Source organism: Micromonospora echinaurantiaca (assembly GCF_900090235.1).
GTDB lineage: Bacteria > Actinomycetota > Actinomycetes > Mycobacteriales > Micromonosporaceae > Micromonospora > Micromonospora echinaurantiaca.
This window is the reverse complement of sequence record NZ_LT607750.1, coordinates 835,327-860,683: the sequence shown is the minus strand read 5'-3', so window position 1 is coordinate 860,683 and position 25,357 is coordinate 835,327. Positions and strand designations below refer to the sequence as shown.

Genomic DNA, 25,357 nt, shown 5'->3' with positions numbered 1-25,357 from the left:
GGGTGGGCGGACGGCCGACGGGTCACCGGGGTCACGGATCGCGTACGCCTCGGCCGCCGGTGACGGCGCTGCCGTACCCTCACCCGGTCAGCCTCGGCGCGCGGCCGCACGCCCCGTCGCGGCCGCCCACCGCTGTCGGAGGAGTGCGAGCGTTGACCGACCAGACCACCCTGGAGCAGGAGATCGCCGTCGAACAGCGGCATCTCGACCGGGTGTACGCCCGACTGGCGGAACTGCGCCGGTCCGCGGTCCGCGCCGAGCGGGAGGGCTACCGGCTCGCCCGGGTGGGCAACTTCGGCGCGCTGGTGGAACGGGACGCGATGGTCTTCCACGCCGCGCAGCGCCGGCACGTGCTGGACGCCGAGCACGAGGGGCTGGTCTTCGGCCGGCTCGACCTGCGCGACCGTCAGGTGCTGCACGTCGGACGGCTCGGCATCCGGGACGAGAACGCGGCCACCCTGGTGGTCGACTGGCGGGCCCCGGCGGCCGCCGCCTTCTACCGGGCCACCCCGGCGCAGCCACTGAACGTGGTCCGCCGCCGCATGATCCAGTCGTCCGGCGAGCGGGTCACCCGGATCGAGGACGACCTGCTCGATCCGGCGGCCGCGCCGGCCGACCTGGCGGTGGTCGGCGACGGGGCGCTGCTCGCCACCCTCTCCAAGGCCACCGGCCGGGGCATGCGCGACATCGTCGCCACCATCCAGCGGGAGCAGGACGAGGCGATCCGCTCCCCCGGCTCGGGCGTGACGATCGTGTCCGGCGGCCCGGGCACCGGCAAGACGGCGGTTGCCCTGCATCGCGCCGCGTACCTGCTCTACTCCGACCGCAGCCGGTACGCCGGCGGCGGGATCCTGGTGGTCGGCCCGTCCACGGTCTTCGTCGAGTACATCGCCTCGGTGCTGCCGTCGCTGGGCGAGGACACCGCCACGCTACGCTCGCTGGGCAGCCTCTTCCCCGGGATGACCGCCACCCGCACCGACCCGCCGGAGGTGGCGGCGGTGAAGGGCTCGCTGCGGATGCGCCGGGTGCTGGAGCGGGCGGTCCGGGACGCGGTGCCGGACCAACCGGCCGAGCTGCGGCTGCTCTACCGGGGCGAACTGCTCCGGCTGGAGCGGGCCGAGCTGGACGCCATCCGGGACCGCGCCCTGCCCCGGGGCGCCCGCCGCAACGAGGTGCGCCGGGCCGGCTTCGACGGTGTCTTCGCCGCACTCTGGGCACAGGCCCGCCGGCTGCACATCGGCCGGCTGCCGGAGCAGCGCGCCTTCGAGGACGAGCTGGCCGACCGTCCGGAGTTCCGGGAGTTCCTCAAGGCGTGGTGGCCCCGGCTGCACCCGCGGCACGTGCTCGGCTGGCTGGCCGACCCGCAGCGGCTGCGCCGGTACGCCGGCGGCATCCTCTCCGGCCCGGAGATCCGCCTACTCACGGCCGCGTACCGGACGCTGGACAGCGCGGGGTTGACCATCGCCGACGTCGCCCTGCTGGACGAGCTGGACGCGCTGCTCGGCAAGCCGGTGCGCCCGGCCCGACCGAAGCGGGACCCGTTCCAGTTGGCCGGCGGGGTCCGCGAGCTGAGCACCTTCGCCGACCGGCAGCGGGCCACCCGTGAGGCGGCCCGGCAGCGCCCGGAGGACTACCGCGAGTACGCCCACGTGGTGGTCGACGAGTCACAGGACGTCTCGCCGATGCAGTGGCGCATGATCGGCCGGCGGGGCCGGCTGGCGTCCTGGACGGTGGTCGGCGATCCGGCGCAGACCGCGTGGACCGGTGACCCGGCGGAGCTGACCCGGGCCCGGGACCAGGCGCTGGGCCGGCGCAAGCGGCACCAGTTCACGCTCACCACCAACTACCGCAACTCGGCGGAGATCTTCGCGGTGGCGGCGACGGAGATCCGCCGGCTCTATCCCGACCTGCCACTGCCCACCGCGGTCCGCTCCACCGGGGTCGACCCGGTCGAGCTGGTGGTGCCGGCCGCGGAGCTGGAGACCGCCGTGGTGGAGGCGGCCTCCGCGCTGCTCGCCGAGGTGGAGGGGACGGTCGGCGTGATCACCCCGGTGCCGCGCCGGGCCGAGGTCGCCGGCTGGCTGGGCGGGCTGGGCGCGCCCCGGCTCCAGGTGGTGACCAGCCTGGAGGCCAAGGGCATGGAGTACGACGGGGTGGTGCTGGTCGGGCCGAGCGAGATCCGCGCCGACCGGGGCTCCGGAGTACGCACCCTGTACGTGGCGCTCTCCCGGGCCACCCAGCGGCTGACCACCATCGACCCGACCGGCTGAGCCCGGGCGTCGTGGCGCCCCGGCGCCGGTGGCGGTCACCCGACAGTTGCATACATAGCTATGTGAGCATATATTTGACCGGGTCCGGACGGGCGGCGGAGGGTGTTCGCGTGGGCGCAGGTCATGACCACCACCACGGGTCGGCGGTGAACGCGGCCCACCACCACCGGGGCCGGCTCTGGGCCGCTTTCGGCCTGCTCACCGCGCTGATGGTGGTGGAGGCGGTGGCCGCCTTCCGCACCGGCTCGCTGGCCCTGCTCTCCGACGCCGGGCACATGTTCACCGACGTGCTCGGCATCGGGATGGCCCTCGCCGCGATCACCGCCACCCGGCGGACGACCGGCGACCCGCAGCGCACCTTCGGGCTCTACCGGCTGGAGGTGCTGGCCGCGCTGGCCAACGCCGTGCTGCTCTCCGGCGTCGCGGTCTACGTGGTGATCGAGGCGGTACGCCGGTTCGGCGACCCGCCCGAGGTGCTGGCCGGCCCGATGCTGGTGGTGGCCCTACTCGGCCTGCTCGCCAACGTGGCCGCCTTCGCGCTGCTGCGCTCCGGCGCCCGGGAGAGCATCAACGTGCGCGGGGCGTACCTGGAGGTGCTCGGCGACCTGCTCGGCTCGCTCGGCGTGATCGGGGCGGCGCTGCTGATCGCGGTCACCGACTGGTGGTGGGCGGACCCGCTGGTGGCGGTCGGCATCGGCCTGTTCATCCTGCCCCGCACCTGGCGGCTCGGGCGGGCCGCGCTGCGCATCCTGGTGCAGGCCGCCCCGGAGCACCTCCAGGTCACCGCGGTGCACGACCGGCTGGCCGCGGTGCCCGGCGTGGCCGGCGTACACGACCTGCACGTCTGGACGCTCACCTCGGGCATGGAGGTGGCCTCGGCACACCTGACCATGGCACCCGGCGCGGACGTCGGTCGGGTGCTCGCGGCGGCGCGCACCGCCCTGCACGAGGACTTCCGGATCGAGCACGCCACGTTGCAGATCGAGCCCGGAGCGGCGCCTGGGGCCTGCGGGTCGGTTGAGTGGTAATGAGCACAACCTTAAATCTGGGTGTGTATCGTGCGCTTATGCCGGATTTTCGAGTGACCACTAGGACACCCTCAGTCACATCCGCTGCACGGGTCACAGTGGCACCGGTAGGCTCTGTTCCGGCCTCCGCCAGGCGGCACGCACCGGTGCCGGCGGTGGCCGCCGCCTAATCGCCCGACGAGGCGAGCCGGGGAACCATGTTCCTGGGGTGCATCCGCGTCAGCGGTAGGGATCTTCCGTCCCGAACCCGTCAGCTAACCCGGTCGGCGGCTGACGGAAGGACACCTGCATGCCAGTAGTGGCACCTGTACGACGTACCGCCGCCCGGATGGCGGCACTGATCGTCACCACTCTCGCCGTCGGCGTCGCCATCGCGCCGGTCACCACCGCACCGGCCGGCGCCACCGCGCCCACCGCCGGCCTGCTCGCCGCCGCACCCGGCCAGGACTCCGAGGGCGGCACCCCCGCCCTGCGCGCCCAGCTGGAGGCGGCCAGCAAGGGCTACCTGGACGCGAAGGCGGCCCTGGACAAGTCGGTCAAGCGGCAGAAGGAACTGGGCGTCCAGCTCCAGGCCACCGAGCGCGAGCTGGCCGAGCGCACCAGCAAGGTCGGCGAGATCGCCGGCGTGGCGTACCGTGCCGGCCGGCTCGGCACGGCGTCCGCGCTGCTCAACAGCAGTTCCCCGGAGGGCTTCATGGACCGCGCCGCCGCGCTCGACGCGGTCGCCGCCAACGAGGACCGGGCGCTGCGCAACCTCCAGGAGACCCGCGACGAGGCCAACCGGACCAAGCTCGCCCTGGACGGCGAGATCCGCGAGCAGCGCAAGCAGGTCACCCTGATGGCCAAGCGCAAGGAGCAGGCCGAGCGGGCGCTGACCGTGGCCAACGCGAAGGCCTCCGGCGACACCTCCAACCGGGGCACCTCCAGCGCGACGGCCAAGCCGGCCCCGCGCAATGCCGACGGCTCCTGGCCGTCCGAGTCGTGCAGCGTCAACGACCCGACGCCGGCCAACGGCTGCATCACCCCGCGCACCCTGCACGCGCTGAACCAGGCCAAGGCGGCCGGCTTCACCCGGTACGTCTCCTGCTACCGCTCGGGTGGCTCCGGTGAGCACCCGAAGGGCCGGGCCTGCGACTTCGCGGCGCAGAAGAACGGCTTCGGCGGGGACGCCACCGGCGGGGACAAGACGTACGGCAACAACCTGGCCGCGTTCTTCATCAGGAACGCCGACCGGCTCGCCGTGCTCTACGTGATCTGGTACCGGCAGATCTGGCTGCCCAGCAGCGGGTGGAAGTCGTACAGCGGGGCGGGTGGCGACCCGTCCAGCGACCACACCAACCACGTGCACCTGTCGGTGTACTGACCCCGGCCCCGGTGACCCGTCCACGGCGGGCGGGTCACCGGGGTACGCCGGACGCAGCGGGCGCCACGCCCGGCGCTACGCCCCCGGACGTAGGCCGGGTGTCGTCAGCGGCCCGACGACCCGGGCCCGGTACGGCGGCAGCATCGTCCGGTATGAGCCGACTCTCGCCTCCCGCCCGCAAGGCCCTGCTCACCCTGCACCTGGTCACCTCGCTCGGCTGGCTCGGCGTCGACCTCGTCCTGCTCGCGCTCGGCGTCGCCGTGCTGCGCGGCGCCGACCCGGCAGCGGTCTACCCGATCTCCGCTCTGGTCGGCACCGTGCTCTTCGCCCCGCTGAGCGTGGCCGTCTGGCTGGTCGGCGTGGCCAGCGCCCTGCTCACCCCGTGGGGCCTGCTGCGGCACCGCTGGGTGCTGGTCAAGTTCCTGCTCACCACCGTGATGACCGGGCTGGTGCTGTTCCAGCTCAGCCCGACGCTGCGGCACGCCGGGGAGGCCGGGGCGGCGTTCCCGGTGCGGGACCGGATCGACCTGGTGGTCGCCCCGTCCGTCTCCACCACCCTGCTGATCGTGGCGACCGTGCTCTCCACGTACAAACCGTGGGGCCGGCTGCGGCGGGCCACCGGCACGCCCGCGCGGCGCCCGACCACGGCGGCGGCCCGCTGATCCCCGGCACCGGGCCCGGCCGCGGCCCGGGCGCTCAGCCGGGGGCCGGCGGGTCGGCCGGGCCGCGGTCGAGCAGCGCGCCGAGCCGGGCGGCCAGCCCCAGGTGGGCCGAGCGGGCCTGCCGGAAGGCGTAGCCGAACAGCGGCGCCGGCGCGGTCAGCGTGATCTCCACGTCGATCCGGACCCCGTCCGGTTCGACCCCCAGCCGGGTGCGGTTGCGCACCGTGGTGGCGGGCCACTGCCGCGCGACCGTGACGATCTCATCGGCGTCGGCGACCAGCACGTCCGCCCGGTAGGTGACCGGAAAGCGTAGCGGCCCGGCGGCCAGCCGGTCGGTGATCGCGTAGCTGGCCCGGGCGCCGCGGCGGGTCCGCACCCGCCGGACCCGGACGATCAGCGGGTGCAGCTCCACCTGCCGGGTCGGGTCCGCGAGCAGCGCCGCCGCCTCCGCCACCGGGCAGCGGGCCTGGACGGTGTAACTGAAGGAATCCCGCTTGAGCACACCGTCTCCCCACCGTCACTGGTCGGACGATCGTCGCCCACCGCGGGGACGCCTGGCAACGCCCGGGCGGGCTCGCGGGGCGGACCGGCGGACGGCGGCCCACCGCCCGGATACGGTCAGCTGATGAGGGATCACCGGGCGTGTCGATGACGGAGCGCGGAGCAGGGATGAACGAACACGTGATGGTCTTCGCGCCCACCCCGCGACTGACGGTGACCGTGGACCAGCCGAGCGACCAGCCGGAGCTGCACCTGCACCCGGGCGGGCAGGGCGTCTGGCAGGCCCGCATGGTCATGTCGCTCGGCGTGGAGGTGGTGCTCTGCACCGCGCTGGGCGGCGAGATCGGCCAGGTGCTGGAGCCGCTGCTGGTCAGCGAGGGGGTGGACCTCAAGGTGGTGATCCGCGAGTCGGGCAGCGGCGGCTACGTGCACGACCGCCGGGAGGGTGCCCGCCGGGAGATCGTGGACGTGCCCGGGCAGCCGTTGAGCCGCCACGAGTTGGACGAGCTCTACAACCTGGCGCTCGGCGAGGGGCTGCGCGCGCCGGTGAGCGTGCTGAGCGGGCCGAACGAGCCGTCGCTGGTGCCGGCCGAGCTCTACCGGCGCTTCGCGGCCGACCTCGGCGCCAACGGTACCCGGGTGGTGGTCGACCTGTCCGGGGAGCACCTCGCCGCGGTGCTGGACAGCGGCGTGTTCTTCCTCAAGGTCAGCCACGAGGAGCTGATCGCCGACGGGCGGGCCGCCGGCGAGGACGAGGAGCAGCTCACCCGGGCGATGTACGACCTGCACGCCGGCGGCGCCGAGAACGTGGTGGTGAGCCGGGCCGACCAACCCGCGCTCGCCCTGGTCGACGGCGAGGTGTTCGAGGTGGAGATGCCCCGGCTGCAGGCCGCCGACCCGCGCGGCGCGGGCGACTCGATGACCGCCGGGGTGGCCGCCGTGGTGGCCCGGGGCGGCGACGTGCGCACCGCGATCCGTACCGGGGCGGCGGCCGGCGCGCTGAACGTCACCCGCCACGGCCTGGGCACCGGCCGACTGGACTCGGTCACCGGCCTGGTCGACCGGGTGCGGCTGGTGCCGGCCGGCAGCCGCCCGCAGGAGCGGACCACCCCGGACGAGCTGGCCGAACGGGCGGCCGAACGATGACGCTGCGGGTGCTGGTGACCAACGACGACGGGATCGCCGCGCCCGGCATCCAGGCGCTGGCCCGGGCAGCGGTGGACCGGGGGCTGGACGTGGTGGTCGCCGCCCCGCTGGAGGAGGCGAGCGGCACCAGCGCCTCGATGAGCGCGGTGGAACGCGAGGGCCACGTGGTGGTCCACGACCATCCGTTGCCGGAACTGCCCGGGGTGCCCGCCTTCGGAGTCGGCGGCTCCCCCGGCTTCATCGCGCTGATCGCCGTGCACGGCGCGTTCGGCCCGCCGCCGTCGGTGGTGCTCTCCGGCATCAACCGGGGCGCCAACGCCGGCCGCGCGGTGCTGCACTCCGGCACCGTCGGCGCCGCCTTCACCGCCGCGGCGAACGGTTGCCGGGCGATGGCCGTCTCGCTGGACGTGCTCTCCGCCGGGGAGGCGACCGCCGCCAGCGGCGGCGCGGCCGTGGCCGCCGCCGCCCGGGTACGCGACGCCGAGCGGCACTGGGCGACCGCCGCCCTGGTCGCCCTCGACCTGCTTCCCCGGCTGACCGCCGGGCCGGTGGAGAGCGTGCTCAACGTGAACGCGCCGGACCTGCCGCCCGCCCGGCTGCGCGGGGTGCGGCGCGGCTCGCTGGCCAGCTTCGGTCAGGTGCAGATGACGGTGGCCGAGTCCGGCCACGGGTACGTGCGGACCTCGCTGGAGGAGCCGGGACAGTCGGTCCAGCCCGGCACCGACCTGGCGCTGCTCGCCGAGGGGTACGCCTCGGTGACAGCGATCCGCGCGGTCACCGAAGTGACCGACATAGACCTCTCCGGGCTCGGCGCACCGGCCGGACCGGGGGACTGAGGTGGCAGCGGCCTGACCCTCCGGATGCGGGGGCGCGGCACCTCCGGGTCGCCTCGTGGTCAGGCGCCGGGGAGGACCTCCGGAGCGGGCGCGCCGGCGTAGTAGGGCTCGGGGGCGCCGAACAGACCGAGCAGGCCGGTGACCCAGAGCTGGCGGTGCACGAACCGGCTGGGCTCGGTGACGACCAGCTTGACGCCGCTGACCTCCGCGGTCTGGAAGCCGGCGACCATGGCGCTGATGCCGACCGAGTCGATGAAGGTGACCAGGCGCATGTTGAGCTCGATCCGGGTCGGGCGGCCCTTGGCCAGCACCTCGGCGATCGCCTCGCGCACCTCGTACGCGGTGTCGACGTCGATCTCGCCCCGCGGGGCGATCTCGATGACACCACCGGACAGAACCGACTTCACGATCGACAGGCTCACGCGAGCACCTCCACTCGCCCGTCCGACGGGCGCCTCATCAGTACGCGGGCCGCGACCGAGAGTATTCCTCTCACGGCCTCGGTCGCCACCCCTCGGGATGAGCAATTCGCGGATCCGGGCATGCCAAATCGCCCTTATCCGGACTTTTCGTATTCTATTTCCCCAACGATCAGCGGACGCCCACGCGTCGCCGTCCAAGGGTAACGGGCCGGCACCACCCCCGCCGAACTCCACCGTCCCGGGCGCGCCCACCGCGCCTACGCCCCGCCGTTGCCCGCCGCGCCTAGCATCGGCGAAGAGGTTGCCCACTGCGACGGAGGGGACTATCGATGCTCAGGAGACTTGCCGCGCTGGCCGGGGTCGGCGCGCTGCTCGCCCTCGTACTGGCCTGCGGGTTCGGTGGCGGCGGCGATGACGACGACGATGACGACGAGGACTTCGCCCGCGGCCCGGCGGCGGTGATGGTGCTGCGCTGACGGCGAGACGGCGGGCGTCCCACTGACCCGCTACCACCGGCCCGCCGCCTGGTTTGCGCCGGCCACGGTCGGGGCACTGGCGGTTGCAGGCGAACCGTAACGCGCCGGACAGACGCCGGAGTCCGAAGTGGCCGGCCGACTTCGGCACCCCGAGGAGGTAACCACGATGTTCGGAACCAACCTGCTGGACCGCCGCAGCAAGCCCGAGCGGATCGCTGACCAGGCCTGGCAGCAGCTCGTCTCGGCGGTCAGCTCCGCCGGGGACAGCGTCCGCGATACCGCCCGATCGGCCCGGCGGGGCGGCTCCGGGCTGACCGACGGCGCCGGCGACCTGGTCGGCTCCGCGGCGGACGAGGCGCGGCGCCGGGCCAGCCTCGCCTTCGACGCGCTCGCCGGCCGCCGACCGGCGCTGCCCTGGACGCTGCTGATCGCCGCCGCGCTGGCCGGCGCGGCGATCGGCTGGGCCGCCGGCACCGCCGCGCGGGCGGCCGGCAGCCGCGACCGCGCCGCCGACGACATCGAGTTCGTCGACGTGGACCGGCCCAACTCCCCCGTCGGCCTGGACGGCTGACCGCCCACCGGCACGGGCACTCCACGGGCCCCGGTCGACCACCCGGTCGACCGGGGCCCGCCCGTGTCGCCCCACACCACCGCCTCCACCTGGTGCGCCTCGTACAGAGAAAGAGTGGCCGTTCCCGACGGAACAGCCACTCTTTCAGTGAACGCGCGCGGCTCCTGGCCCCGGACCGGTCAGAAGGCGGTGATGTCGGCCGGGGCGCGCTCGGCCCGGCTGAGCGCCCGCAGCACCGCCGGCTGCCCGTGCCGGCGTACGGCGAGTCGGGCCAGCAGCGAGAGCACCGGGTCGAGCACCTCGGCGGGCAGGTCCGGAGTGGGTACGCCGACGCTGACCGCGAGGTCGTCGGAGTGCACAGCGATCTCCATCAGCCGGGTGGTGAGGTAGTCGTCCAGGGTGAGCGACCAGGGCCCCCGCGCCAGGTGCACCACCCGGTCCACCGGCTGCGCCGGCAGCGCCTCGGCCAGCTCGCGCAGCGTGGCGGTGGCCCGGTCGACCAGCGCCGCCGGCCCGTCCGCCGCCACCTCGTCACCGGCCCGGCGGATGCCGACGTTGATCTCGTCGTCCAGCGACGTCCCGATCCACCGGGCCGGCGCGTAGTGGTCGAGCAGCCCGACCGGCTCGCCGGGCGGGACCGGTTCGGCCAGCACGGCCGAGACCTGGAACAGCTGCCCGGCGAGATGGCCGGCCAGCCCGCCGACGCCGAACTCGGCCAACGCGCTGGACTCGTCCCACCGGACCGCCACGGCCGGGTCGGCGAGCAGGTCGAGCGCCGAGCGCGCGGCGGTCAGGTAGGCCGTCCTGATCGGACTCACGGGTGATCCCCTTCCCTCGTTCCGGCCACCGAGCCTAGGCGTGTCCCGGGGACTCCGCCGGTCCGGGCGACCCGCCCGGGCCCGGTCCGCCGGGGCGCCGGACCCCTCAGGCCGCCCCGGCGGACCGGAGTCCGCGCCGCACCGCCGGCGGCGGGCGGTCCGGGCCGCCCGCCGCCCGGGTCATCGGCTGGTGCAGGTGACCGTGCCCGGTGGACCGTTGGCGCCGGTCCAGCTGCCGAGGAAGCTGACGGTGGTGCTGGCGCCGACCGCCGCATACACCCGGTTGGTCTGCACCAGGTCGGTGGCGACGCTGACCACGCCGTTCCAGCCCCACCTGTCGGCGCCGACCCAGTCCAGCAGCGGGGTCCACGACTGGCTGCCCTGCTCCCAGCGGTACAGCCCGCCGATGTCGGTGAGCGCGTAGATCAGGTTCTTCTCGGTGGGGTTGAAGACGATCCCGGGGACGAAGCCGCCGCCGTCGATCCGGACGTTCTTCCAGCCGTACGCCTCGGCGGCCGGCGCGGAGCCGGCGGCGGTGAACGGCGCCGCCACCACGGCCGCGGTGGCCAGCGCGGCCACCACCGCGCCGACGAAACTTCTCCGCATCTGCGGTTCCCCTCCAGGGTGATCGCCCGGGACAGCGCGCCAGGTGGCGCGCCCGGGGACGAGCGAACGTGGGCAACGGCGGAGCTGCCCCTGCTCCGCTGCCCGGCGCGACGGCTCCCGCACCCGAGGAACGCGCTCACCCTAACCGATCGCCCCCGGCGAATGGAAGCGCTCCCACAGCCACGGTTCGCCCCGGTCGGGTGAGGGGGTCTCATCCCCGCCGGCGGCAGGATCGGGGACGGCGTGACGTACGCAGGCCCGCCAGATCGGGGAGGAGCGAAGATGGCGATCACCACGATCACCCGTACCGACCAGGACATCCAGTCCGCCGTCCTCGACGAGTTGACCTGGGAGCCCCGGGTGCAGCCGCACGAGATCGGGGTGACCGTCTCCGAGGGCGTGGTCACCCTCACCGGCCGGGTGGACAGCTACGCCAAGAAGTGGGCCGCCGAGCGGGCGACCCACCGGGTGGCCCGGGTCCGCGCGGTCGCCAACGACCTGGCCGTACAGCTGAGCACCGGCGCCGAGCGGGCCGACCCGGACCTCGCCGCGGCGGCCGGCCACGCCCTCGAATGGGACGCCTTCGTGCCGCTCGAACAGCTCGACGTCACCGTCTCCAACGGCTGGGTGACCCTGCACGGCGAGGTGGAGTGGGAGTACCAGCGCCGGGCCGCGGAACGGGCGGTTGCCCGGCTCACCGGCGTACGCGGGGTGAGCAACGGGATCACCGTCCGCCCCGACGTACGGCCGGACGGGCACCTGCTGGCCGAGCGGATCGTCGACGCGCTGGCCCGCAACCGGGCGACCGAGGCGGAACGGATCACGGTGCGGGTGCACGGCGACACGGTGCTGCTCGGCGGGCTGGTCCACTCGATGCCCGAACGCGCCGAGGTGGAGCGGATCGTCTGGTCCGCGCCGGGCATCCGGGAGGTGCAGAACCACATAGCGGTGGCTCCCGTGCTCGGCTGAGGCCGTACGCCACGACGCCGCCGCACGGCCCCGAGCGGCGCCGTCACCCACCCGGAACGGCCCGGCCACGCTGCCCGGAACGGCGTTGCCATGCGGCCCGGCCGGGCGCCGAACCACCCGCGCGGGGTGAGCCGCGCTCACCCCGTCGAGGACCAGGCTGGGAGCCATGACTGAGCCGAACGGGCTGATCCGACCCGGGCGCGCCGCGCCCGGGTCCGCCGGCGATCGGGGGGTCGGATGACCACGCCACTTCAGGTCACCGCCCGGCTGCGCACCCCGGTGACCGAGCACGACCACGTCCGCGGGCCGGTGGACGCGCCGGTGACCATCGTCGAGTACGCCGACTTCCAGTGCCGGTTCTGCGGAGCCGCGCACCGGAACCTGACCGAGTTGCTCCGCCAGCGGGCGGACACGGTGCGGCTGGTGTACCGGCACTTCCCGATCGCCAACCTGCACCCGTACGCGGAGAGCGCGGCGGAGGCCACCGAGGCGGCCGACCGGCAGGGACGGTTCTGGGCCATGCACGACTGGCTGTACGAGCACCAGGACCAGCTCGACCCGGTGCACCTCTCGCTCGGCATCGAGCAGCTCGGCCTGCCGATCGACGAGGTGCGCGCCGAGGTGGACCGGCAGGCGCACGGCGACCGGGTGCGGCGGGACTTCGTCAGCGGCATCCGCAGCGGGGTCAACGCCACACCCACCCTCTTCATCAACGAGGTCCGCCACGACGACGCCTACGACCTGGCCGACCTCCTCACGGCGGTGGACGCCGCCGCCAATCCCTGAGCCCCTCTCCCCTCCTGTCGATCAAGAGCTTCGCGGCACCGGAAGGCTTCCCGGTCGACGCGAAGCTCTTGATCACTTTTGTCGGTGGGTCAAATGAGGCGGAGTTCGCGGGCGCGGCGGACGGCCTCGCGGCGGCGGGTCGCGTCAAGCTTGCGGTAGATGTTGCGGACGTGCGTCTTCACCGTGTTGACCGACAGCGACAGCTCGCTGGCGATCTCCACGTTGGACAGGATGCTCTGCAGGTACCGCAGGATCGTCAGCTCCCGCTCGGTGAGCGGCTCGTCCAGCGCCGTCGCGGCCGGCTCCGTCGCCGCCCGCCCGGCCGGCTCGTCGGCGCCCCGGACCAGGTCGCTGACCGTCGGCCAGTGCGCGGTGCCGGCATCGAGGTGCGCGGCGAGCAGGTCCCGCACCCCCGGCTCGGCGCGGGTGAACACCCGCCGGTACCCGTCCGGCCCGGCCAGGTCGAGCGCCGCCTCCAGCAGCCGGCCGGCCCGCCGCTCGTCCCCCGCCCGCCGGGCCAGCACCGCGTCGAGCACGGCGGCGTCCAGGCGTACCGGCAGTGCCCACTCGGTCGCCTCCGGGGCCCGCCAGTCCGGTAGCAGGTGCCCGGCGGCGCGGAAGTCGTCGGCGCACAGCTCCACCCGGGCCAGCGCCACCGCCAGCGCCGGCTCGGCCCGCTCGCGCACCCGGTCGGTGAGCAGCTCGCGGGCGGTGTCCAGGTCGCCCCGACCGGCGCGCAGGTCGGCCTCGGCGGCCAGCAGCCAGTGCGTCAACTCGACGGCCCGGGGCCGGTCGGCCAGCCGCTCCCGCGCCTCGACCAGCAGTCGCAGCCCGCCGGCCGGGTCACCGGCGTCCCGCCGCAGGTACCCCTGGCACAGCGCCGCCAGCGCCGCCACAGTCGGCTCGCCGGTGGCGGCCGGCGCGGCCAGCCCCAGGTTGGCCTCCGCCTCCTCGGGCTGGTCGCGGTGCAGCGCCACCAGCGCCAGCGCCAGGTAGCCGTGGCCGCAGTCCAGCCGGCAGGCCCAACCCTGGCAGGGCGGCAGGGCCAGCGCCGCCCGGGCGGCGTCCTCCGCCGCCCGCAGCTCGCCCCGGGCCGCGTGCAGCAGCGCGGACCGGCTGGCACAGACCAGCTCGGTGCGCGGCCGCCCCGCCTCGCGGGCCGCCGCGAGCGCCCGACCGAAGCCGGTGGCGGCCGCCCGTAGGTCCCCCTCGGCCAGGTCGACCAGGCCGACGGCGGTCTCCCCCACCGCCCGCACGTCGGCGTCCTCGCCGGTGTCGCCCCGGGGCGCGGCGCCGGGCATCCCGGCGTGCGTCCGGGTGGCGAGCAGGCGAACTGCGGCGGCGCGTACCTCCCGGTGGTCGCCAGCCAGCCGGGCCAGGGTGAGTTCCAGCGCGGCGACCAGGCGCAGGAACCGCTCCCGGCGCGGGGCGGGCAGCGTCGGGGCGTGCTCGGCGGCGAGCCGTAGTCGCTCCGCGGCGGCCGCCGCGTCCCCGGCGTGCGCCCGCTCCGCGGCGCAGGCCAGCGCCAGTTCCGGGTCGCGGGCCACCGCCTCGGTCGGCGGGACGGCGGGCGGCGGCCCGGCCGGGGTGTCCCGGTCGTACGGGGCCAGCTCCGGCCAGCGGGTGATGAACAGGTCGGTGGCCGGGCCCCACTCGCCGGCGGCGAGGGCGTGTCGCAGCGCGTCGGCCGGCCGGCCGTTGTCGGCGTACCAGCCGGCCGCCCGCCGGTGCAGGTCGCGCAGCTCGTCGGCGGGCAGCCGGGCCAGCTCGGCGTGCAGCAGATCGGCGAGCAGCGGGTGGCAGCGGTACCAGGGCGGGCGGCTGTCGTCGCGGCGCAGCGGCCCGCCGGCGCCGGCCAGCGCGGCCAGCGTCGGCTCGGTGTCCGCCCGGCCGGTGAGTGCGTCGGCCAACCCGGCGCAGACCGCGTCCGCGACGGCGGTGCGCCGCAGCACGTCCTGCGCCTCGGGTTCCAGCCCGGCGAGCACCTCCTCGCGCAGGTAGCCGGCGATGTCCGGCTGGTCGCCGCCGAACTGCTCCACCCAGCGCGCCGGGTCCGGCTGCCCGCGCAACGCCAGCGCGGCGAACCGGAGCGCCGCCGGCCAGCCCCCGGTCCGCTCCCGCAGCCGGCGCACCCCGGCCACCGGCAGCACCACCCCGTGCGCGGTGAGCAGGTCGGCCACTTCGTCACCGGTGAAGGCCAGCTCGTCCGGGCCGAGCTCGGTCAGTTCCCCGGCCAGCCGCCACCGGTGCACGGCCAGTGGCAGCCCGGCCCGCGCGCCGACCACCAGGCGCAGCCGCTCGCCGGCGTGGCGGAGCAGGAACTCCAGCCCGGTCAGCGCGGCCGGGTCGGTGATCCGGTGCAGGTCGTCCACCACCAGCAGCACCGGCCGCTCCCGGGCGGCGAGCGCCGCGGCCAGCAGTTCCAGCTGGTCGGGGCGGGGTGGCCGGTCGGGCACCGGGGGCTCCGGCGCGTCCCCGGCCGGCCCGGTGGCCGCGCGCAGCGCCGCCGCCAGGTAGGACCAGAACCGGTCGCCGTCGTCGCCGGTCTCCACCGACACCCAGGCCGCCCGGAGCGGTTCGCCGTCCGGTGGAGCGTCGCCGGCCGCGCCGAAGTCCCCCGGCGGCGCGCCCGCCGGCACGGTCTCGCGGGCCCCCTCGGCAGCCGCGGTCACCGGGCCACCCTCCGCCCGGTCCGGCCCGGCGGCACCGGCCGCCCGGCACCATGAGGCGAGCAGGGTGGTCTTGCCCCAGCCGGCCGGCGCGGAGACCAGGGTGACCGGGCCGCCGGTCCCCCGGTCCAGGGCGTCCAGCAGCCGGGGGCGCAGCAGCACCGGATCGGGCAGCGCGGGCGGACGCAACCGGGACGCCAGCAGGGGTGTGCCGGCCGGGCCCCGCACCGCCGCCGTGACCACGGTTCGGTTCTGCTCCTCCGGCATCCGGCCCCCACCCCCACGGACGCGTCCACTCCCCCGGTCCTGCGGCGCCCGGTTACCCGGCCGAAACGGGTTCACCCCTTCGGGGGGAGCCGGCTTCACCCGTCCCGGGCCCACCCTGGGCGTACGCGGGCGGCCGGCCGCGCGTGACCGGCCGCCCGCTGGCGCGTTCCGGCCGGGGCTCGACCCGGCGGCGGCCGGAGGTGGCCGGAGCGCCAGCGGTGACCGGTGGGACAGGGGGTGCGCGACAGGTGGGACCGATCGCACGGCTGGCCGGTGGCGGAGTCGCACTTGGCGCGGCGGCGGCCGGCGCGGCCGCGGTACGCGCGCTGACCGCGCCCCGCCCGGTCGGCTGGCCGAACGGCGGGGACGGGCGGCCGGCGCGCTGGCAGGTGGTGACGGTGGACCGCCCACCCGGCCAGGTGCTGCCCGAGGGCCGCTGGGCGGAGCCGCTACGCCGGCTCGGCGACGCGGTGCAGGTGCGGGTCCGCCCCGCCCCCGGCGACCGGGGCACGGAACTCGCCGCCCGGCCGCGCCCCGGTTCCGGACCGCCGCCGGGGCTCGCCGTCCACCTGGTCGGCGACGACCCGGGTCGGCTGGTCCGGCAGGCGCTGCGGGAGGTCAAGCAGCTCGCCGAGACCGGCGAGGTGCTCCGCCCCGACCGCGGCGAGCTGGACCGCCCGGCGGTGACGCCGGAATGAGGGCCCTCTGCTGGATGGGCGCCGGTGAGCTGGCGGTACGGCAGGTGCCCGACCCGGAGCTGCGCAACGGCCACGACGCCATCGTCCGAGTGCGGCGCAGCGCCGCCTGCGCCGCCGACCTGGCACTGCTCGCCGGGCGGGGGCCGGCCGTCGGCGAGGTGCTCGGCCACGAGTTCGTCGGCGAGGTGGTCGAGGTCGGTCCGGAGGTGCGCCGGCACCGGGCCGGCGACCGGGTGGTGGTCTGCTCCTCGGTCTCCTGCGGCAGTTGCTGGTACTGCCGCCGCGAGCTGCACTCCTGCTGCGACAACGGCAGCACCGACCCGGCGGCGGGCGAGGCGGCCTGGGGCCACCCGGTCGCTGGCTGCTTCGGTCAGCCCCGGTCCCAGGGCGGGTTCGCCGGCAGCCACGCCGAGTACGTCCGGGTGCCGTACGCCGACGTCGGGGCGTTCGCCGTACCGGAGCCGGTCAGCGACGACCGGGCGCTGTTCGCCTCGGACGCCGCGCCGGCCGGCTGGATGGGCGCCGACCTGGGCGGGGTCCGCCCCGGCGACGTGGTGGCGGTCTGGGGCGCCGGCGCGGTCGGCCAGGTCGCCGCGCGGGCGGCGCGGCTGCTCGGCGCGGAGCGGGTGGTGGTGGTCGACCGGCACCCCGACCGGCTGCGCGCGGCCGAGCGGCACGCGGGTGCCGAGACGCTCGACTACCGCCGCGTCGACGTCGCCGCCGAGCTGCGGGAACGCAGTGGCGGCCGGGGACCGGACGTGTGCGTCGACGCGGTCGGCACGCCCGCCGCGACCCGTTCGCTGGGTGACCGCCTCACCGGCGCGGCACCCCGCCCGGCGGCCGTCCGGGAGGCGGTGCACGCCTGCCGCAAGGGCGGCAGCGTCGTGGTGCTCGGGGCGCACCCGGGCGTGGTCGACACGTTCCCGCTCGGCGCGGTGACCGCCAAGGGGTTGACCGTCCGCGGCGCCCGGCAGCACGGGCCGCGCTACATCCCGATGCTGCTGGACCGGATGGCCCGCGACGAGCTGCGCACCGAGTACCTCGCCACCCACCACCTCCCCCTGGACCGCGCCCCCGAGGCCTACACCCTGCTGCGCACCCGCGCCGAAGGCTGCCTCCGCCCCGTCCTCCACCCCACCCCCTAGCCCACACCGCGTTGATCATGAAGTTAATACCGGCAAAAGGGGCAGACGACACCGCTAACTTCATGATCAACGGGGAGTCGGCGGGGTGGGCGGGCAGGCGGAGGGGGTGGGAGGATCGGGGGGTGGGTGAGGGGCGGGAGCGGCGGGAACATGACGTGGTGCTGGTCGGGGCTACCGGGTTCACCGGGGGGTTGACCGCGGAGTATCTGGCGCGGCACGCGCCGGCGGGGCTGCGGTGGGCGCTGGCCGGGCGGAACCCGGGCAAGCTGGCGGCGGTCCGCGAGCGGCTCGCCGCCATAAACCCGGCGTTGGCCAGCCTGCCGCTGCTCACCGCCGACGTCACCGACCCGGAGTCGCTGCGCGCGGTGGCGGAGAGCGCCCGGGTGGTGGCCAGCACGGTCGGCCCGTACGTGCACCACGGCGAGCCGCTCGTCGCCGCCTGCGCCCAGGCCGGCACCGACTACCTGGACATCACCGGCGAACCCGAGTTCGTCGACACCATGTACCTGCGCCACCACGCCGAGGCGGTACGCACCGGAGCCCGGCTGGTGCACGCCTGCGGGTTCGACTCGATCCCGCACGACCTGGGCGTCTGGTACACGGTCAAGCACCTGCCGGCGGACGGCCCGATCACCGTGGACGGCTACGTCCGGGCCGGCGGCCGGTTCTCCGCCGGCACCTACCACTCGGCGCTCACCGCGTTCTCCCGTACCGCCCAGGCGTCCCGGGCGGCCCGGCAGCGGCGGGCGGTCGAACCGCGCCCGGCCGACCGCCGGGTCCGCGCGGTGCCCGGCCGGCTCGCCCGCTCCGCCGAGCTGCGGGTCTGGTCCGTGCCGCTGCCCACCATCGACCCGCAGGTGGTCCGCCGCTCGGCCGCGGCCCGACCGGAGTACGGCCCGGACTTCCGCTACCGGCACTTCGCCGCGGTGAAGCGGCTGCCCACCGTGCTGGCCGGCGCGGCCGGGCTGGCCGCCGTGGTCGCCCTGGTGAAGCTGCCACCGACCCGGCGCTGGCTGTTCGGCCGGCTCGCCTCCGGGCAGGGGCCGACGCCGCAGCAGCGGGCGAAGTCCTGGTTCCGGGTCCGGTTCGTCGGCACCGGCGGCGGCCGGCAGGTGTTGACCGAGGTGGCCGGCGGCGACCCGGGCTACGACGAGACGGCCAAGATGCTCGCCGAGTCGGCGCTCTGCCTGGCGCTGGACGACCTGCCGCCGGCCGCCGGCCAGCTCACCCCGGTCGCCGCGATGGGCGACGCGCTGCTGGACCGGCTGACCCGGGCCGGGCTGACCTTCCGGGTGCTGGACGGCCCCGCCGCCGCGGCGGCTTGACCCTCGACCTGGTTGAGACGACAGGATCATCGGCCGTGGAGAGCGACCTGCGCAGCATCGGCGAGCTGGCCCGGGCCAGCGGCCTGACGGTGAGCGCCCTGCGGTTCTACGACTCGGCCGGGGTGCTGGTCCCGGCGCGGGTCGACCCGGTCACCGGGTACCGCTGGTACACCGACGACCAGGTGGCGCCGGCCCGGCTGGTGGCCGGGCTGCGCCGGGTCGGGATGCCGGTGCCCGAGATCGCGCGGGCGGTGCGGGCCGAACCGGCCGAGGTGCACCGGCTGCTGGACGCGCACCTGCGCCGGCTGGAGGACGGGCTCGCCGACGCCCGCCGCGAACTCTCCCGGATCCGTGCCCTAGTCGATCCCGGGGAGCGGCCGATGTTCACCCGCCTCGGGCTGTCCCGCGCCGACCTGGCCGCCGCCGTGGACGCCGTCCGCTTCGCGGTCGGTGCCGACCCCGAGCTGCCGGTGCTGGCCGGCGTGCTGTTCGACATCGGCCCGGACGGGGTCCGGCTGGCCGCCACCGACCGGCACCGGCTGGCCGTGACCCGGGTCGGTGGCCGGCCGGACGGCCCGCCGGTACGCGCGCTCGCCCCGGTCGGCTTCGTCGACGAGGTTCGCGCCCTGCTCGACACCGCCGCGGACAGCACCGCCGAGGCGTGGCTCACCGTGGCCGGCGACACCATCGCCGTCTCGGTGGCCGGGCGCGGCGTCGAGGCCACCGCCCTGCCGGACGAGTTCCCGGACTACGCCCCCCTGCTGCGGCCACTGGCCGACGGGTCGCCGGCGTACCGGCTGACGGTCGACGTGGCCGCCCTGCGGGCCGCGCTGACCAGCCCGGACGCCCCGGTCGTGGCGCGCGGACACGACGGGATCGAGCTGTCCGTGACGGTGCTCGGCCTGGACGAGCAGGGCGGGCTGCGGCTGCTCGGTGCGGACGAGCTGACCGACGACCCGGACGTGTTCCGGATCGGGGTCAACGGCGGCTACCTCCTCGACGCGCTGGACGCCGGCGGCCGGGGTGAGCTGGTGCTGGAGCTGGACGACCCGATCGCCCCGCTGGCCGTACGCCGGCCGGACGACGCGGACTCGTTCTCCATCCTGATGCCGATCCGGCTCTGACCACCCGATCCGGCGCCGACCGCCCGATGCCGATCCGGCGCTGACCGTCGCCGGTCCCGCCCGGGGAGCGCGGGGCCGCGACGGTAGCATCTGGAGGTCCACCTGACGTCCGGACGGAGGCGTACGGAGCAGCATGCTCGACATGGAGTTGATCCGGAAGGATCGGGACGCGGTGGCGACCGCGCTGGCCAAGCGGCTGGACCCGGCCGAGGTGTCCCGCGCGCTGGACGAGCTCCAGCAGCTCGACCAGCAGCGACGCAGCCTGATCACGGAGATCGACGGCGAGCGGCAGCGCCGCAAGGCCGAGGCCCGGGCGTACGCGGAGGCGAAGCGGGCCGGCCGCGAGCCGGAGGTCGCCACGCCCGAGGCCGGCCGCAAGCAGCTCGCCGAGCTGGAGGCCGAGCTCGACGAGGTGCAGGCCCGGCTGCGCGACCGGATGAGCGAGCTGCCCAACCTGCCCGCCGACGACGTCGTCCCCGGCGGCAAGGAGGCCAACCGGGTCGTCCGGACCTTCGGCGAGCCGCCGGCCATCGAGCAGGTCCGCGACCACGTGGAGCTGAGCCGGGCGCTCGGCCTGGTGGACCACGAGCGCGGGGTCAAGCTCGGCGGTTCCGGCTTCTGGATGTACACCGGCCTGGGCGCCCGGCTGGAGTGGGCGCTGCTCAACTGGCTGATCGAGCAGAACATCGCGGCCGGCTACGAGTTCCTGCTCCCGCCGCACCTGCTGCTGGACAGCGCCGGCTTCGCCGCCGGGCAGTTCCCCAAGTTCTACGACGACGTCTACCACCTGGACCGGCAGTCCGCCCCGCGCGGGCAGTTCCTGCTGCCCACCGCGGAGACGGCGATCCTCGGCGCGTACCAGGACGAGATCCTGGACACCGGCAAGCTGCCGCTGAAGGCGTTCGCCTACACCCCGTGCTACCGGCGCGAGGCCGCCGGCTCGCACTCCGACGAGCGCGGCACGGTGCGCGGCCACCAGTTCAACAAGGTGGAGATCTTCCAGTTCACCCTCCCCGAGCAGGCCGACGCCGCGCTGACGGCGATGGTCGGCCACGTGGAGAGCCTGGTCGAGAAGCTGGGCCTGCACCACCAGACCAGCCTGCTCGCGGCCGGCGACGCGAGCGCCTCGATGAAGAAGACCCTGGACATCGAGGTGTGGATGCCGAGCACCGGCAAGTACAAGGAGGTGTCGTCGGTCTCCTGGGCCGGCGACTACCAGGCTCGCCGGGCGGCCATCCGCTACCGCGAGCCGGGCGGCAAGCAGACCCGCTTCGTGCACACCCTCAACGGGTCGGCGCTGGCCACCAGCCGGCTCTTCCCGGCCATCCTGGAGCAGTTCCAGCAGGCCGACGGGTCGGTGCTGATCCCCGAGGTGCTCCGCGACCGGCTGGGCACCGACCGCCTCACCCCGGCCCGCTGACTCCGCCGCCCGAGGCCGCCGCACCCGCCGCGACCGGACCCGACGTCGCCGCTCAGGCGGGCGGCCCGGGCGCACCCCTGCCGCCAGGCGTGATACCTCAGAGTCATCAATACGACTGTGAGGTATCACGTCTCCGGGCCGACCGGGGCGACCGGCGCCCCGACGGCCCGGGCCCCGGCAGCGGGGCCTGCGTCAGCCGGCCAGCGCGGCGACCCGCCGGGTGAGGTCCTCGCCGTCGAGGAAGCCCTGGTGCACCACCGCGCCGCTCCGGTCGATGATCACGAAGGTGCTCTGCTCGACCACCTCGAAGCGGCGCCACAGCGCGCCCGCCCGGTCGTCCAGTTGGGGCGTCCCGGCCAGTTCGAACTCGGTGACGAAGTCCTTCATGGCCCGCTGCTCGCCGAGCCCGGCCACGCCGACGATGGGCACCGTGTCCCGGTACTTCGGGGCCACCTCGGCGACCGTCCAGGCCTGGCTGGCGCAGGTCGCGCACCACGGCGCCCAGAACCAGAGCACCACCGGCCGACCGGCCAGCGCGGCACCGGAGAACGCCGCACCGTCCAGGGTGCGCGCGGTGAAGGCCAGGGTGTCCGGCACCGGCGCGGCCGGCCCCGCCGATCCGGTCGGCGACGCCACGGTCCCGCCGGTGGGTGACGGCGCGGTGCCGCCGGTGGCGGCGGCCGCCGGACCGGCCGGATCTGCTCCGCCCGCGCAGGCCGTCGCACCCAGCACGGCGGCGAGCAGCACCGCGAGCGGGCCGCTGACCCGGCGCGGGGTGCGGCGGGGTGACCGCCCGGGCCGGACCGACCGGCACAGCGTCCGCATCACGTCTCCCTTCGCAGGTGGCTACTCGGCCTTGGCCAGCCGCAGGGCCAGCTCGGGGCAGACCTTGACCGCCTTCAGCGCGCCCTCGCGCAGCCAGGTCGGCACGGGGGTGGGCGGGAAGGCGGGGTACCCGTTGGCGTCCAGCCGGATGAAGTCGGGCACCACGTGCGCGCAGAGCCCGTGCCCGTCGCAGCGGGACCAGTCGAGGGTGAGCTTCTGCGGGTTCGGGTCGGGTGCGCCGGGCAGCCCCATCACACCCTTGACCCGTCGGCCGCAGCCCTCGCCGGTGGTGTGCAACCGCAGGTCCTCGGCGAAGACCTCCATCGCGGAGAGGGCGAACCGGGCCGTACCGTCGGGGTGGCTGCACGCGCCGCGGCCCTTCACGTCACCGGCGGCGGCCCGGACCACCTCCACCGGCGCGCTGCCGGAGACCGCCAGGTCGACGGCGCGGGCCAGGTCGGGCAGGCCCATCTTGCACGGGCCGCACTGCCCGGCGGACTCGCCGGCCAGGTAGCGGACCACCTGGGCGGCCTCGCCGAGCGGGCAGGTGTCCGCGCCGAGCGGGACGACGATGCCGGCGCCGAGGGTGCCACCGACCGCGGCCAGCCCCTTGCGGGAGATCTCCGCCCGGTCGGCGGCCTCCTGGGTGATCCACTTGCCGTGGTAGCCGCCCATCAGGATGCCCGGGCCGTCCGGCGCCTCGCACAGGTCGAGGATCTCCCGCAGCGGGGTGCCGGCGGCGCACTCCACCACCGCCGGCCGCTTCGCCGCGCCGGTGACGGTGAGCAGCACGGTGCCCGGCTCGTCGTCGGTGCCGAGCGCCGCGTACTCGTACGGGCCGAGCCGGGCGGCGATCGCCAGCTGGGCGTACGTCTCGGCGTTGGAGAGCAGGGTCGGCAGGCCGCCGACGCCGGAGTCGCTGGAGCGCTTCTTGGTGCCGGGCGGGATGTGCGGCAGCCCGTTGATCCCGTTCACCAGCGCGCCACCCTCGCCGGAGATGAACCGGTGCGGCACGGTGACGACGGTGGTCGGCACCGGCATCCGGCGCTCCTGCAACGCCTCGGTCAGCGACTCCTTGCCGACCCCGTCGTCGGCGATGCCGATCACGATCTCGTCGGCGTCCAGCGCGTACGCGGCCAGCGCGGCGCCGTCCAGGATGAGGTGCGGGGCCCGGGTGAGCAGCACCTTGTCCTTCCAGCTGGCCGGCTCGCCCTCGGTCGCGTTCACCACCACCACGGCGGTCAGGTCCTGCCGCTCGCAGGACTCCAGCACCGCGCGGAGCTTCTTGGCGAACGGGAAGCCGGCGCCGCCCTTGCCCTTGAGCTGGATGCCCTCGGCGAGCCGCAGCAGGTTGGCCGGTTCCATCGGCCCGATCGGCCCGTGCACCTCCTCGTGGGCGAGCAGGTCGAGGCGGCCGAACTCGGCGAAGCCGGCGGTGAGCCGGGGCTCGCCGACGCAGGCCACCGCGGGCACGGTGGTCCGCATCACCGCGCCTCACCCCGCAGCCCGGCCCAGTACGCCCCGTCCACCGCGTCGGCGTTGGCCCGACGCCGGCGGCGGCTCTCCTTGGCCTCCCGGCGGGCTCGCCGGGAGGCGAGGTCGACCAGGGTCGGGGTGTCGTCGGCCGGGATCTCCTCCGGGATGTACCGGGCCGGCGGACGCCAGTAGTCCGGCTCCTCCGGCACGTCGTCCTCGGCGCTGTGCCGACCCCCACCGCTGCGCGGCGCCGCGGAGATCGGCCCGCCCGAGATCGGCCCGGCCGAGACGGGACCGGCTGAGATCGGGCCGGCGGAGACCGGACCGGCCGAGATCGGACCGGCGGAGATCGGGCCGGCGGAGATCGGCTCGGCGACCTCCCAGCGGCGCGGGCTGTCCCACGGCTCCTCCGGCTCGTCGGCCCGCCGCCGTGGCGGCACCGAGTACCGGGTGCCGGCGTCGGCGTCGGCGTCGACCCGGGACCGGCGGCTGACCCGCCCGGTCTCCTCGGCGCCCCGGCGGCGCCGGCCGGTCGGCGCCAACTCCTCGGCGTCCCGGCTCCGCCGGCCGGTCGGCGCCAGCTCCTCGTCATCCCGGCTCCGCCGGCCGGTGGGGGCCAACTCCTCGTCCCGGCGGCGGCCGGCCCGGGCCGGTTGCTCGGCCCGGCGGGACCGCCGCTCGGCGCGCTCCGGTTCCTCGCCGCGCCGGCGGGTCGCCCGCCGCTCCGGCTCCTCCTCCCGGCGGCGCCGGGCGGCCGGCTCCAGCTCGTCCTCGCGGCGGCGGGCCACCGCTTCCCGTTCCTCGGTGCGGCGTCGGCGGGCGGTCGGCGCCAGTTCCTGGTCGCGGCGGCGGGCGGGGCGGACCGGCTCGCGCAGCGACCCCGGCTCGGGCACCACCGGCACGGTGAACCGCTCCGGGTCGCGCCGCTTGGCGCCGGGCGCGGTCCAGGTGCCGGCCAGGGTGGTCTCGGCCCAGCTGCTGTCCCGGCCGGCGCGGTCGCCCTCGGCACGGCGGCGAGACAGCCCGCCACCGAGCAGCGACCGGCCCTTGCCGTCCTCGGCCGGTCGGGCGGCCAGGGCCTGGTTCATCGCGGCCGCCTGGTGCTGCTCCCGGCTGCGCCGGCCGAACGTCACCGAGAGGCGGACCAGCAGCGCCAGCACGACCAGCAGCACGCAGGCGAGGTAGCTGAGCACCACCCAGGAACTGGCCGGCCGACCCGCGTTGAGCCCGTGCAGGATGGCGAACGGCCAGGAGAGGTACGCGGTCGAGTGCAGCGTCCGCCACAGCCACTTCGGGCCGACCCCGGCGAACCGGGCTCGGACGATGCCGGTCCAGAGCACGCTCACCATGAGCAGCCCGGCCACCGTGCCGAGGCCGACGTAGAGCCCGCGCCCACCGACGAACGGCACGATCGCGTCGGTGCTCGCCGCCCGGCCGGTAGCCACCTTGGTCAGCACGTGGAAGAAGAGGCCGGCGACGCCGAGGATGCCGGTGGCCCGGTGCGCGGACTGGAGCAGCACCCGGTGCCGGATCAGCAGCACCAGCCGGTCGGTGGCCAGCAGCCCGAGCATCACGGTGAGGCTCAGCGCCACCAGGGCGATCACCCCGGCGAAGAACTCGGTGAAGAAGAAGCCGTAGGCGTACGCCGTCTGGCCGGCGCCGGTGAGCATCGTCCCCGCCCACAGCGCGGCGATCGCGGACACGGTCAGCACGGCTACCGCGGGCCGGGACCGGGTACGGACGCCCCGGCTGGTGCTGGCGGTCCGGACGGTGGCCGGTTTCTGGTTCTGCTTGACCCGGGCCATCTGCTCCTCGATCGTCTCGCGGCGGCGCACCGCCGGCCGACCCTGCTCCCCCATCGAGTACGGAGCGACGGCGCGGTCGGATCACCGACCCGGGAAAAATTTCCGCCTGGCCGTCGAACCGTCCGGCCGCCCGCCGCGTGTAGCGGCAT

23 protein-coding genes and 1 riboswitch are annotated in these 25,357 nt (G+C 75.7%); of the genes, 15 read left to right on the top strand and 8 right to left on the bottom strand.

What is annotated here, in order from left to right; genetic code table 11:
* Positions 1 to 152 precede the first annotated feature (152 nt).
* The 4 genes from GA0070609_RS04005 to GA0070609_RS03990 all read left to right on the top strand — a co-directional run bounded on the left by GA0070609_RS04005 (position 153) and on the right by GA0070609_RS03990 (position 5,323).
* Entirely contained in the window at positions 153 to 2,270 is a 2,118-nt protein-coding gene (locus tag GA0070609_RS04005; protein WP_088992544.1) for a HelD family protein, read from the top strand.
* Positions 2,271 to 2,380: 110 nt separating this feature from the next.
* Positions 2,381 to 3,298, top strand: a complete 918-nt coding sequence (locus GA0070609_RS04000; RefSeq protein ID WP_088992543.1) for a cation diffusion facilitator family transporter — start codon at positions 2,381 to 2,383, stop codon at positions 3,296 to 3,298.
* A 153-nt stretch (positions 3,299 to 3,451) separates the two neighbouring features.
* Positions 3,452 to 3,583: riboswitch (cyclic di-AMP (ydaO/yuaA leader) on the top strand.
* Between the two features lie 4 nt (positions 3,584 to 3,587).
* Entirely contained in the window at positions 3,588 to 4,661 is a 1,074-nt protein-coding gene (locus GA0070609_RS03995; protein WP_088992542.1) for a coiled-coil domain-containing protein, read from the top strand.
* A 152-nt stretch (positions 4,662 to 4,813) separates the two neighbouring features.
* Positions 4,814 to 5,323: a DUF2269 domain-containing protein gene (locus GA0070609_RS03990; RefSeq protein WP_088992541.1), complete on the top strand. Its 510-nt coding sequence runs from the start codon at positions 4,814 to 4,816 to the stop codon at positions 5,321 to 5,323.
* Between the two features lie 34 nt (positions 5,324 to 5,357).
* Here GA0070609_RS03990 and GA0070609_RS03985 read toward each other — a convergent pair whose 3' ends face one another.
* Positions 5,358 to 5,825: a hypothetical protein gene (locus GA0070609_RS03985; RefSeq protein ID WP_088992540.1), complete on the bottom strand. Its 468-nt coding sequence runs from the start codon at positions 5,823 to 5,825 to the stop codon at positions 5,358 to 5,360.
* A gap of 167 nt (positions 5,826 to 5,992) precedes the next feature.
* On the opposite strand from GA0070609_RS03985, the gene GA0070609_RS03980 reads away from it, so the two are divergent.
* Entirely contained in the window at positions 5,993 to 6,970 is a 978-nt protein-coding gene (locus tag GA0070609_RS03980) for a 1-phosphofructokinase family hexose kinase (protein ID WP_172899284.1), read from the top strand.
* Positions 6,967 to 7,806 (top strand): 5'/3'-nucleotidase SurE, encoded by an 840-nt coding sequence (gene surE, locus GA0070609_RS03975; RefSeq protein ID WP_088992539.1) that lies wholly within the window; start codon positions 6,967 to 6,969, stop codon positions 7,804 to 7,806. The genes GA0070609_RS03980 and surE overlap by 4 nt, the downstream gene beginning before the upstream one ends.
* A gap of 59 nt (positions 7,807 to 7,865) precedes the next feature.
* Here surE and GA0070609_RS03970 read toward each other — a convergent pair whose 3' ends face one another.
* The gene (locus tag GA0070609_RS03970; RefSeq protein ID WP_088992538.1) at positions 7,866 to 8,228 is read right to left on the bottom strand and encodes an STAS domain-containing protein; all 363 of its coding nucleotides are present in this window, start codon (positions 8,226 to 8,228) and stop codon (positions 7,866 to 7,868) included.
* A 329-nt stretch (positions 8,229 to 8,557) separates the two neighbouring features.
* Between GA0070609_RS03970 and GA0070609_RS33030 the strand changes: the two genes are divergently transcribed.
* Positions 8,558 to 8,704 (top strand): hypothetical protein, encoded by a 147-nt coding sequence (locus GA0070609_RS33030; RefSeq protein ID WP_157748051.1) that lies wholly within the window; start codon positions 8,558 to 8,560, stop codon positions 8,702 to 8,704.
* 166 nt (positions 8,705 to 8,870) lie between these two features.
* Positions 8,871 to 9,275 (top strand): hypothetical protein, encoded by a 405-nt coding sequence (locus GA0070609_RS03965; protein WP_088992537.1) that lies wholly within the window; start codon positions 8,871 to 8,873, stop codon positions 9,273 to 9,275.
* 179 nt (positions 9,276 to 9,454) lie between these two features.
* Here the strand turns inward: GA0070609_RS03965 and GA0070609_RS03960 are convergent, their stop codons facing one another.
* Both GA0070609_RS03960 and GA0070609_RS03955 read right to left on the bottom strand, forming a co-directional pair.
* Entirely contained in the window at positions 9,455 to 10,093 is a 639-nt protein-coding gene (locus GA0070609_RS03960) for a maleylpyruvate isomerase N-terminal domain-containing protein (protein ID WP_088992536.1), read from the bottom strand.
* Positions 10,094 to 10,273: 180 nt separating this feature from the next.
* The gene (locus tag GA0070609_RS03955; protein WP_231928528.1) at positions 10,274 to 10,699 is read right to left on the bottom strand and encodes a hypothetical protein; all 426 of its coding nucleotides are present in this window, start codon (positions 10,697 to 10,699) and stop codon (positions 10,274 to 10,276) included.
* Positions 10,700 to 10,981: 282 nt separating this feature from the next.
* On the opposite strand from GA0070609_RS03955, the gene GA0070609_RS03950 reads away from it, so the two are divergent.
* Positions 10,982 to 11,668, top strand: coding sequence for a BON domain-containing protein (locus GA0070609_RS03950; RefSeq protein ID WP_088992535.1), 687 nt, complete (start codon positions 10,982 to 10,984; stop codon positions 11,666 to 11,668).
* Between the two features lie 237 nt (positions 11,669 to 11,905).
* On the top strand, positions 11,906 to 12,454 hold the full coding sequence (locus GA0070609_RS03945; RefSeq protein ID WP_088992534.1) for a DsbA family protein: 549 nt from the start codon (positions 11,906 to 11,908) through the stop codon (positions 12,452 to 12,454).
* 89 nt (positions 12,455 to 12,543) lie between these two features.
* On the opposite strand, the gene GA0070609_RS03940 is transcribed toward GA0070609_RS03945, so the two are convergent.
* Positions 12,544 to 15,465 carry a helix-turn-helix transcriptional regulator gene (locus tag GA0070609_RS03940; RefSeq protein WP_408630630.1) on the bottom strand — a complete coding sequence of 974 codons (2,922 nt, stop codon included), beginning with the start codon at positions 15,463 to 15,465 and terminating at the stop codon, positions 12,544 to 12,546.
* A gap of 182 nt (positions 15,466 to 15,647) precedes the next feature.
* Here GA0070609_RS03940 and GA0070609_RS34045 point away from each other — a divergent pair, with 182 nt between their 5' ends.
* The 5 genes from GA0070609_RS34045 (at position 15,648) to serS (ending at position 21,102) form a co-directional block, all read left to right on the top strand.
* Complete coding sequence (locus GA0070609_RS34045; protein ID WP_408630655.1) at positions 15,648 to 16,088, top strand: hypothetical protein; 441 nt, start codon at positions 15,648 to 15,650, stop codon at positions 16,086 to 16,088.
* On the top strand, positions 16,085 to 17,233 hold the full coding sequence (locus GA0070609_RS03930; protein WP_088992533.1) for a zinc-binding dehydrogenase: 1,149 nt from the start codon (positions 16,085 to 16,087) through the stop codon (positions 17,231 to 17,233). Before GA0070609_RS34045 ends, GA0070609_RS03930 begins: the two co-directional genes overlap by 4 nt.
* 122 nt (positions 17,234 to 17,355) lie before the next feature.
* Positions 17,356 to 18,558 (top strand): saccharopine dehydrogenase family protein, encoded by a 1,203-nt coding sequence (locus tag GA0070609_RS03925; RefSeq protein WP_231928527.1) that lies wholly within the window; start codon positions 17,356 to 17,358, stop codon positions 18,556 to 18,558.
* A gap of 47 nt (positions 18,559 to 18,605) precedes the next feature.
* Positions 18,606 to 19,682, top strand: a complete 1,077-nt coding sequence (locus GA0070609_RS03920) for a DNA polymerase III subunit beta family protein (protein ID WP_088997475.1) — start codon at positions 18,606 to 18,608, stop codon at positions 19,680 to 19,682.
* Between the two features lie 133 nt (positions 19,683 to 19,815).
* On the top strand, positions 19,816 to 21,102 hold the full coding sequence (gene serS, locus GA0070609_RS03915) for a serine--tRNA ligase (RefSeq protein ID WP_088992531.1): 1,287 nt from the start codon (positions 19,816 to 19,818) through the stop codon (positions 21,100 to 21,102).
* Positions 21,103 to 21,294: 192 nt separating this feature from the next.
* Here serS and GA0070609_RS03910 read toward each other — a convergent pair whose 3' ends face one another.
* From GA0070609_RS03910 to GA0070609_RS35145, 3 genes are read right to left on the bottom strand one after another with little or no spacing between them, the layout of a single operon-like run.
* On the bottom strand, positions 21,295 to 21,927 hold the full coding sequence (locus tag GA0070609_RS03910) for a redoxin domain-containing protein (RefSeq protein WP_088992530.1): 633 nt from the start codon (positions 21,925 to 21,927) through the stop codon (positions 21,295 to 21,297).
* 21 nt (positions 21,928 to 21,948) lie between these two features.
* Positions 21,949 to 23,415, bottom strand: coding sequence for an NADH-quinone oxidoreductase subunit NuoF family protein (locus GA0070609_RS03905; RefSeq protein ID WP_088992529.1), 1,467 nt, complete (start codon positions 23,413 to 23,415; stop codon positions 21,949 to 21,951).
* A gap of 6 nt (positions 23,416 to 23,421) precedes the next feature.
* On the bottom strand, positions 23,422 to 23,805 hold the full coding sequence (locus tag GA0070609_RS35145) for a pentapeptide repeat-containing protein (RefSeq protein WP_157748359.1): 384 nt from the start codon (positions 23,803 to 23,805) through the stop codon (positions 23,422 to 23,424).
* Positions 23,806 to 25,357: the final 1,552 nt, after the last annotated feature.

Excerpts from the sequence above, each read along its gene's own strand:
- GA0070609_RS03995 (WP_088992542.1), top strand. The coding sequence starts at position 3,588 with ATGCCAGTAGTGGCACCTGTACGACGTACCGCCGCCCGGATGGCGGCA.
- GA0070609_RS03990 (WP_088992541.1), top strand. The coding sequence starts at position 4,814 with ATGAGCCGACTCTCGCCTCCCGCCCGCAAGGCCCTGCTCACCCTGCAC.
- GA0070609_RS03980 (WP_172899284.1), top strand. The coding sequence starts at position 5,993 with ATGAACGAACACGTGATGGTCTTCGCGCCCACCCCGCGACTGACGGTG.
- surE (WP_088992539.1), top strand. The coding sequence starts at position 6,967 with ATGACGCTGCGGGTGCTGGTGACCAACGACGACGGGATCGCCGCGCCC.
- GA0070609_RS33030 (WP_157748051.1), top strand. The coding sequence starts at position 8,558 with ATGCTCAGGAGACTTGCCGCGCTGGCCGGGGTCGGCGCGCTGCTCGCC.
- GA0070609_RS03965 (WP_088992537.1), top strand. The coding sequence starts at position 8,871 with ATGTTCGGAACCAACCTGCTGGACCGCCGCAGCAAGCCCGAGCGGATC.
- GA0070609_RS03955 (WP_231928528.1), bottom strand. The coding sequence starts at position 10,699 with ATGCGGAGAAGTTTCGTCGGCGCGGTGGTGGCCGCGCTGGCCACCGCG.
- GA0070609_RS03950 (WP_088992535.1), top strand. The coding sequence starts at position 10,982 with ATGGCGATCACCACGATCACCCGTACCGACCAGGACATCCAGTCCGCC.
- GA0070609_RS03945 (WP_088992534.1), top strand. The coding sequence starts at position 11,906 with ATGACCACGCCACTTCAGGTCACCGCCCGGCTGCGCACCCCGGTGACC.
- GA0070609_RS03930 (WP_088992533.1), top strand. The coding sequence starts at position 16,085 with ATGAGGGCCCTCTGCTGGATGGGCGCCGGTGAGCTGGCGGTACGGCAG.
- serS (WP_088992531.1), top strand. The coding sequence starts at position 19,816 with ATGCTCGACATGGAGTTGATCCGGAAGGATCGGGACGCGGTGGCGACC.
- GA0070609_RS03910 (WP_088992530.1), bottom strand. The coding sequence starts at position 21,927 with ATGCGGACGCTGTGCCGGTCGGTCCGGCCCGGGCGGTCACCCCGCCGC.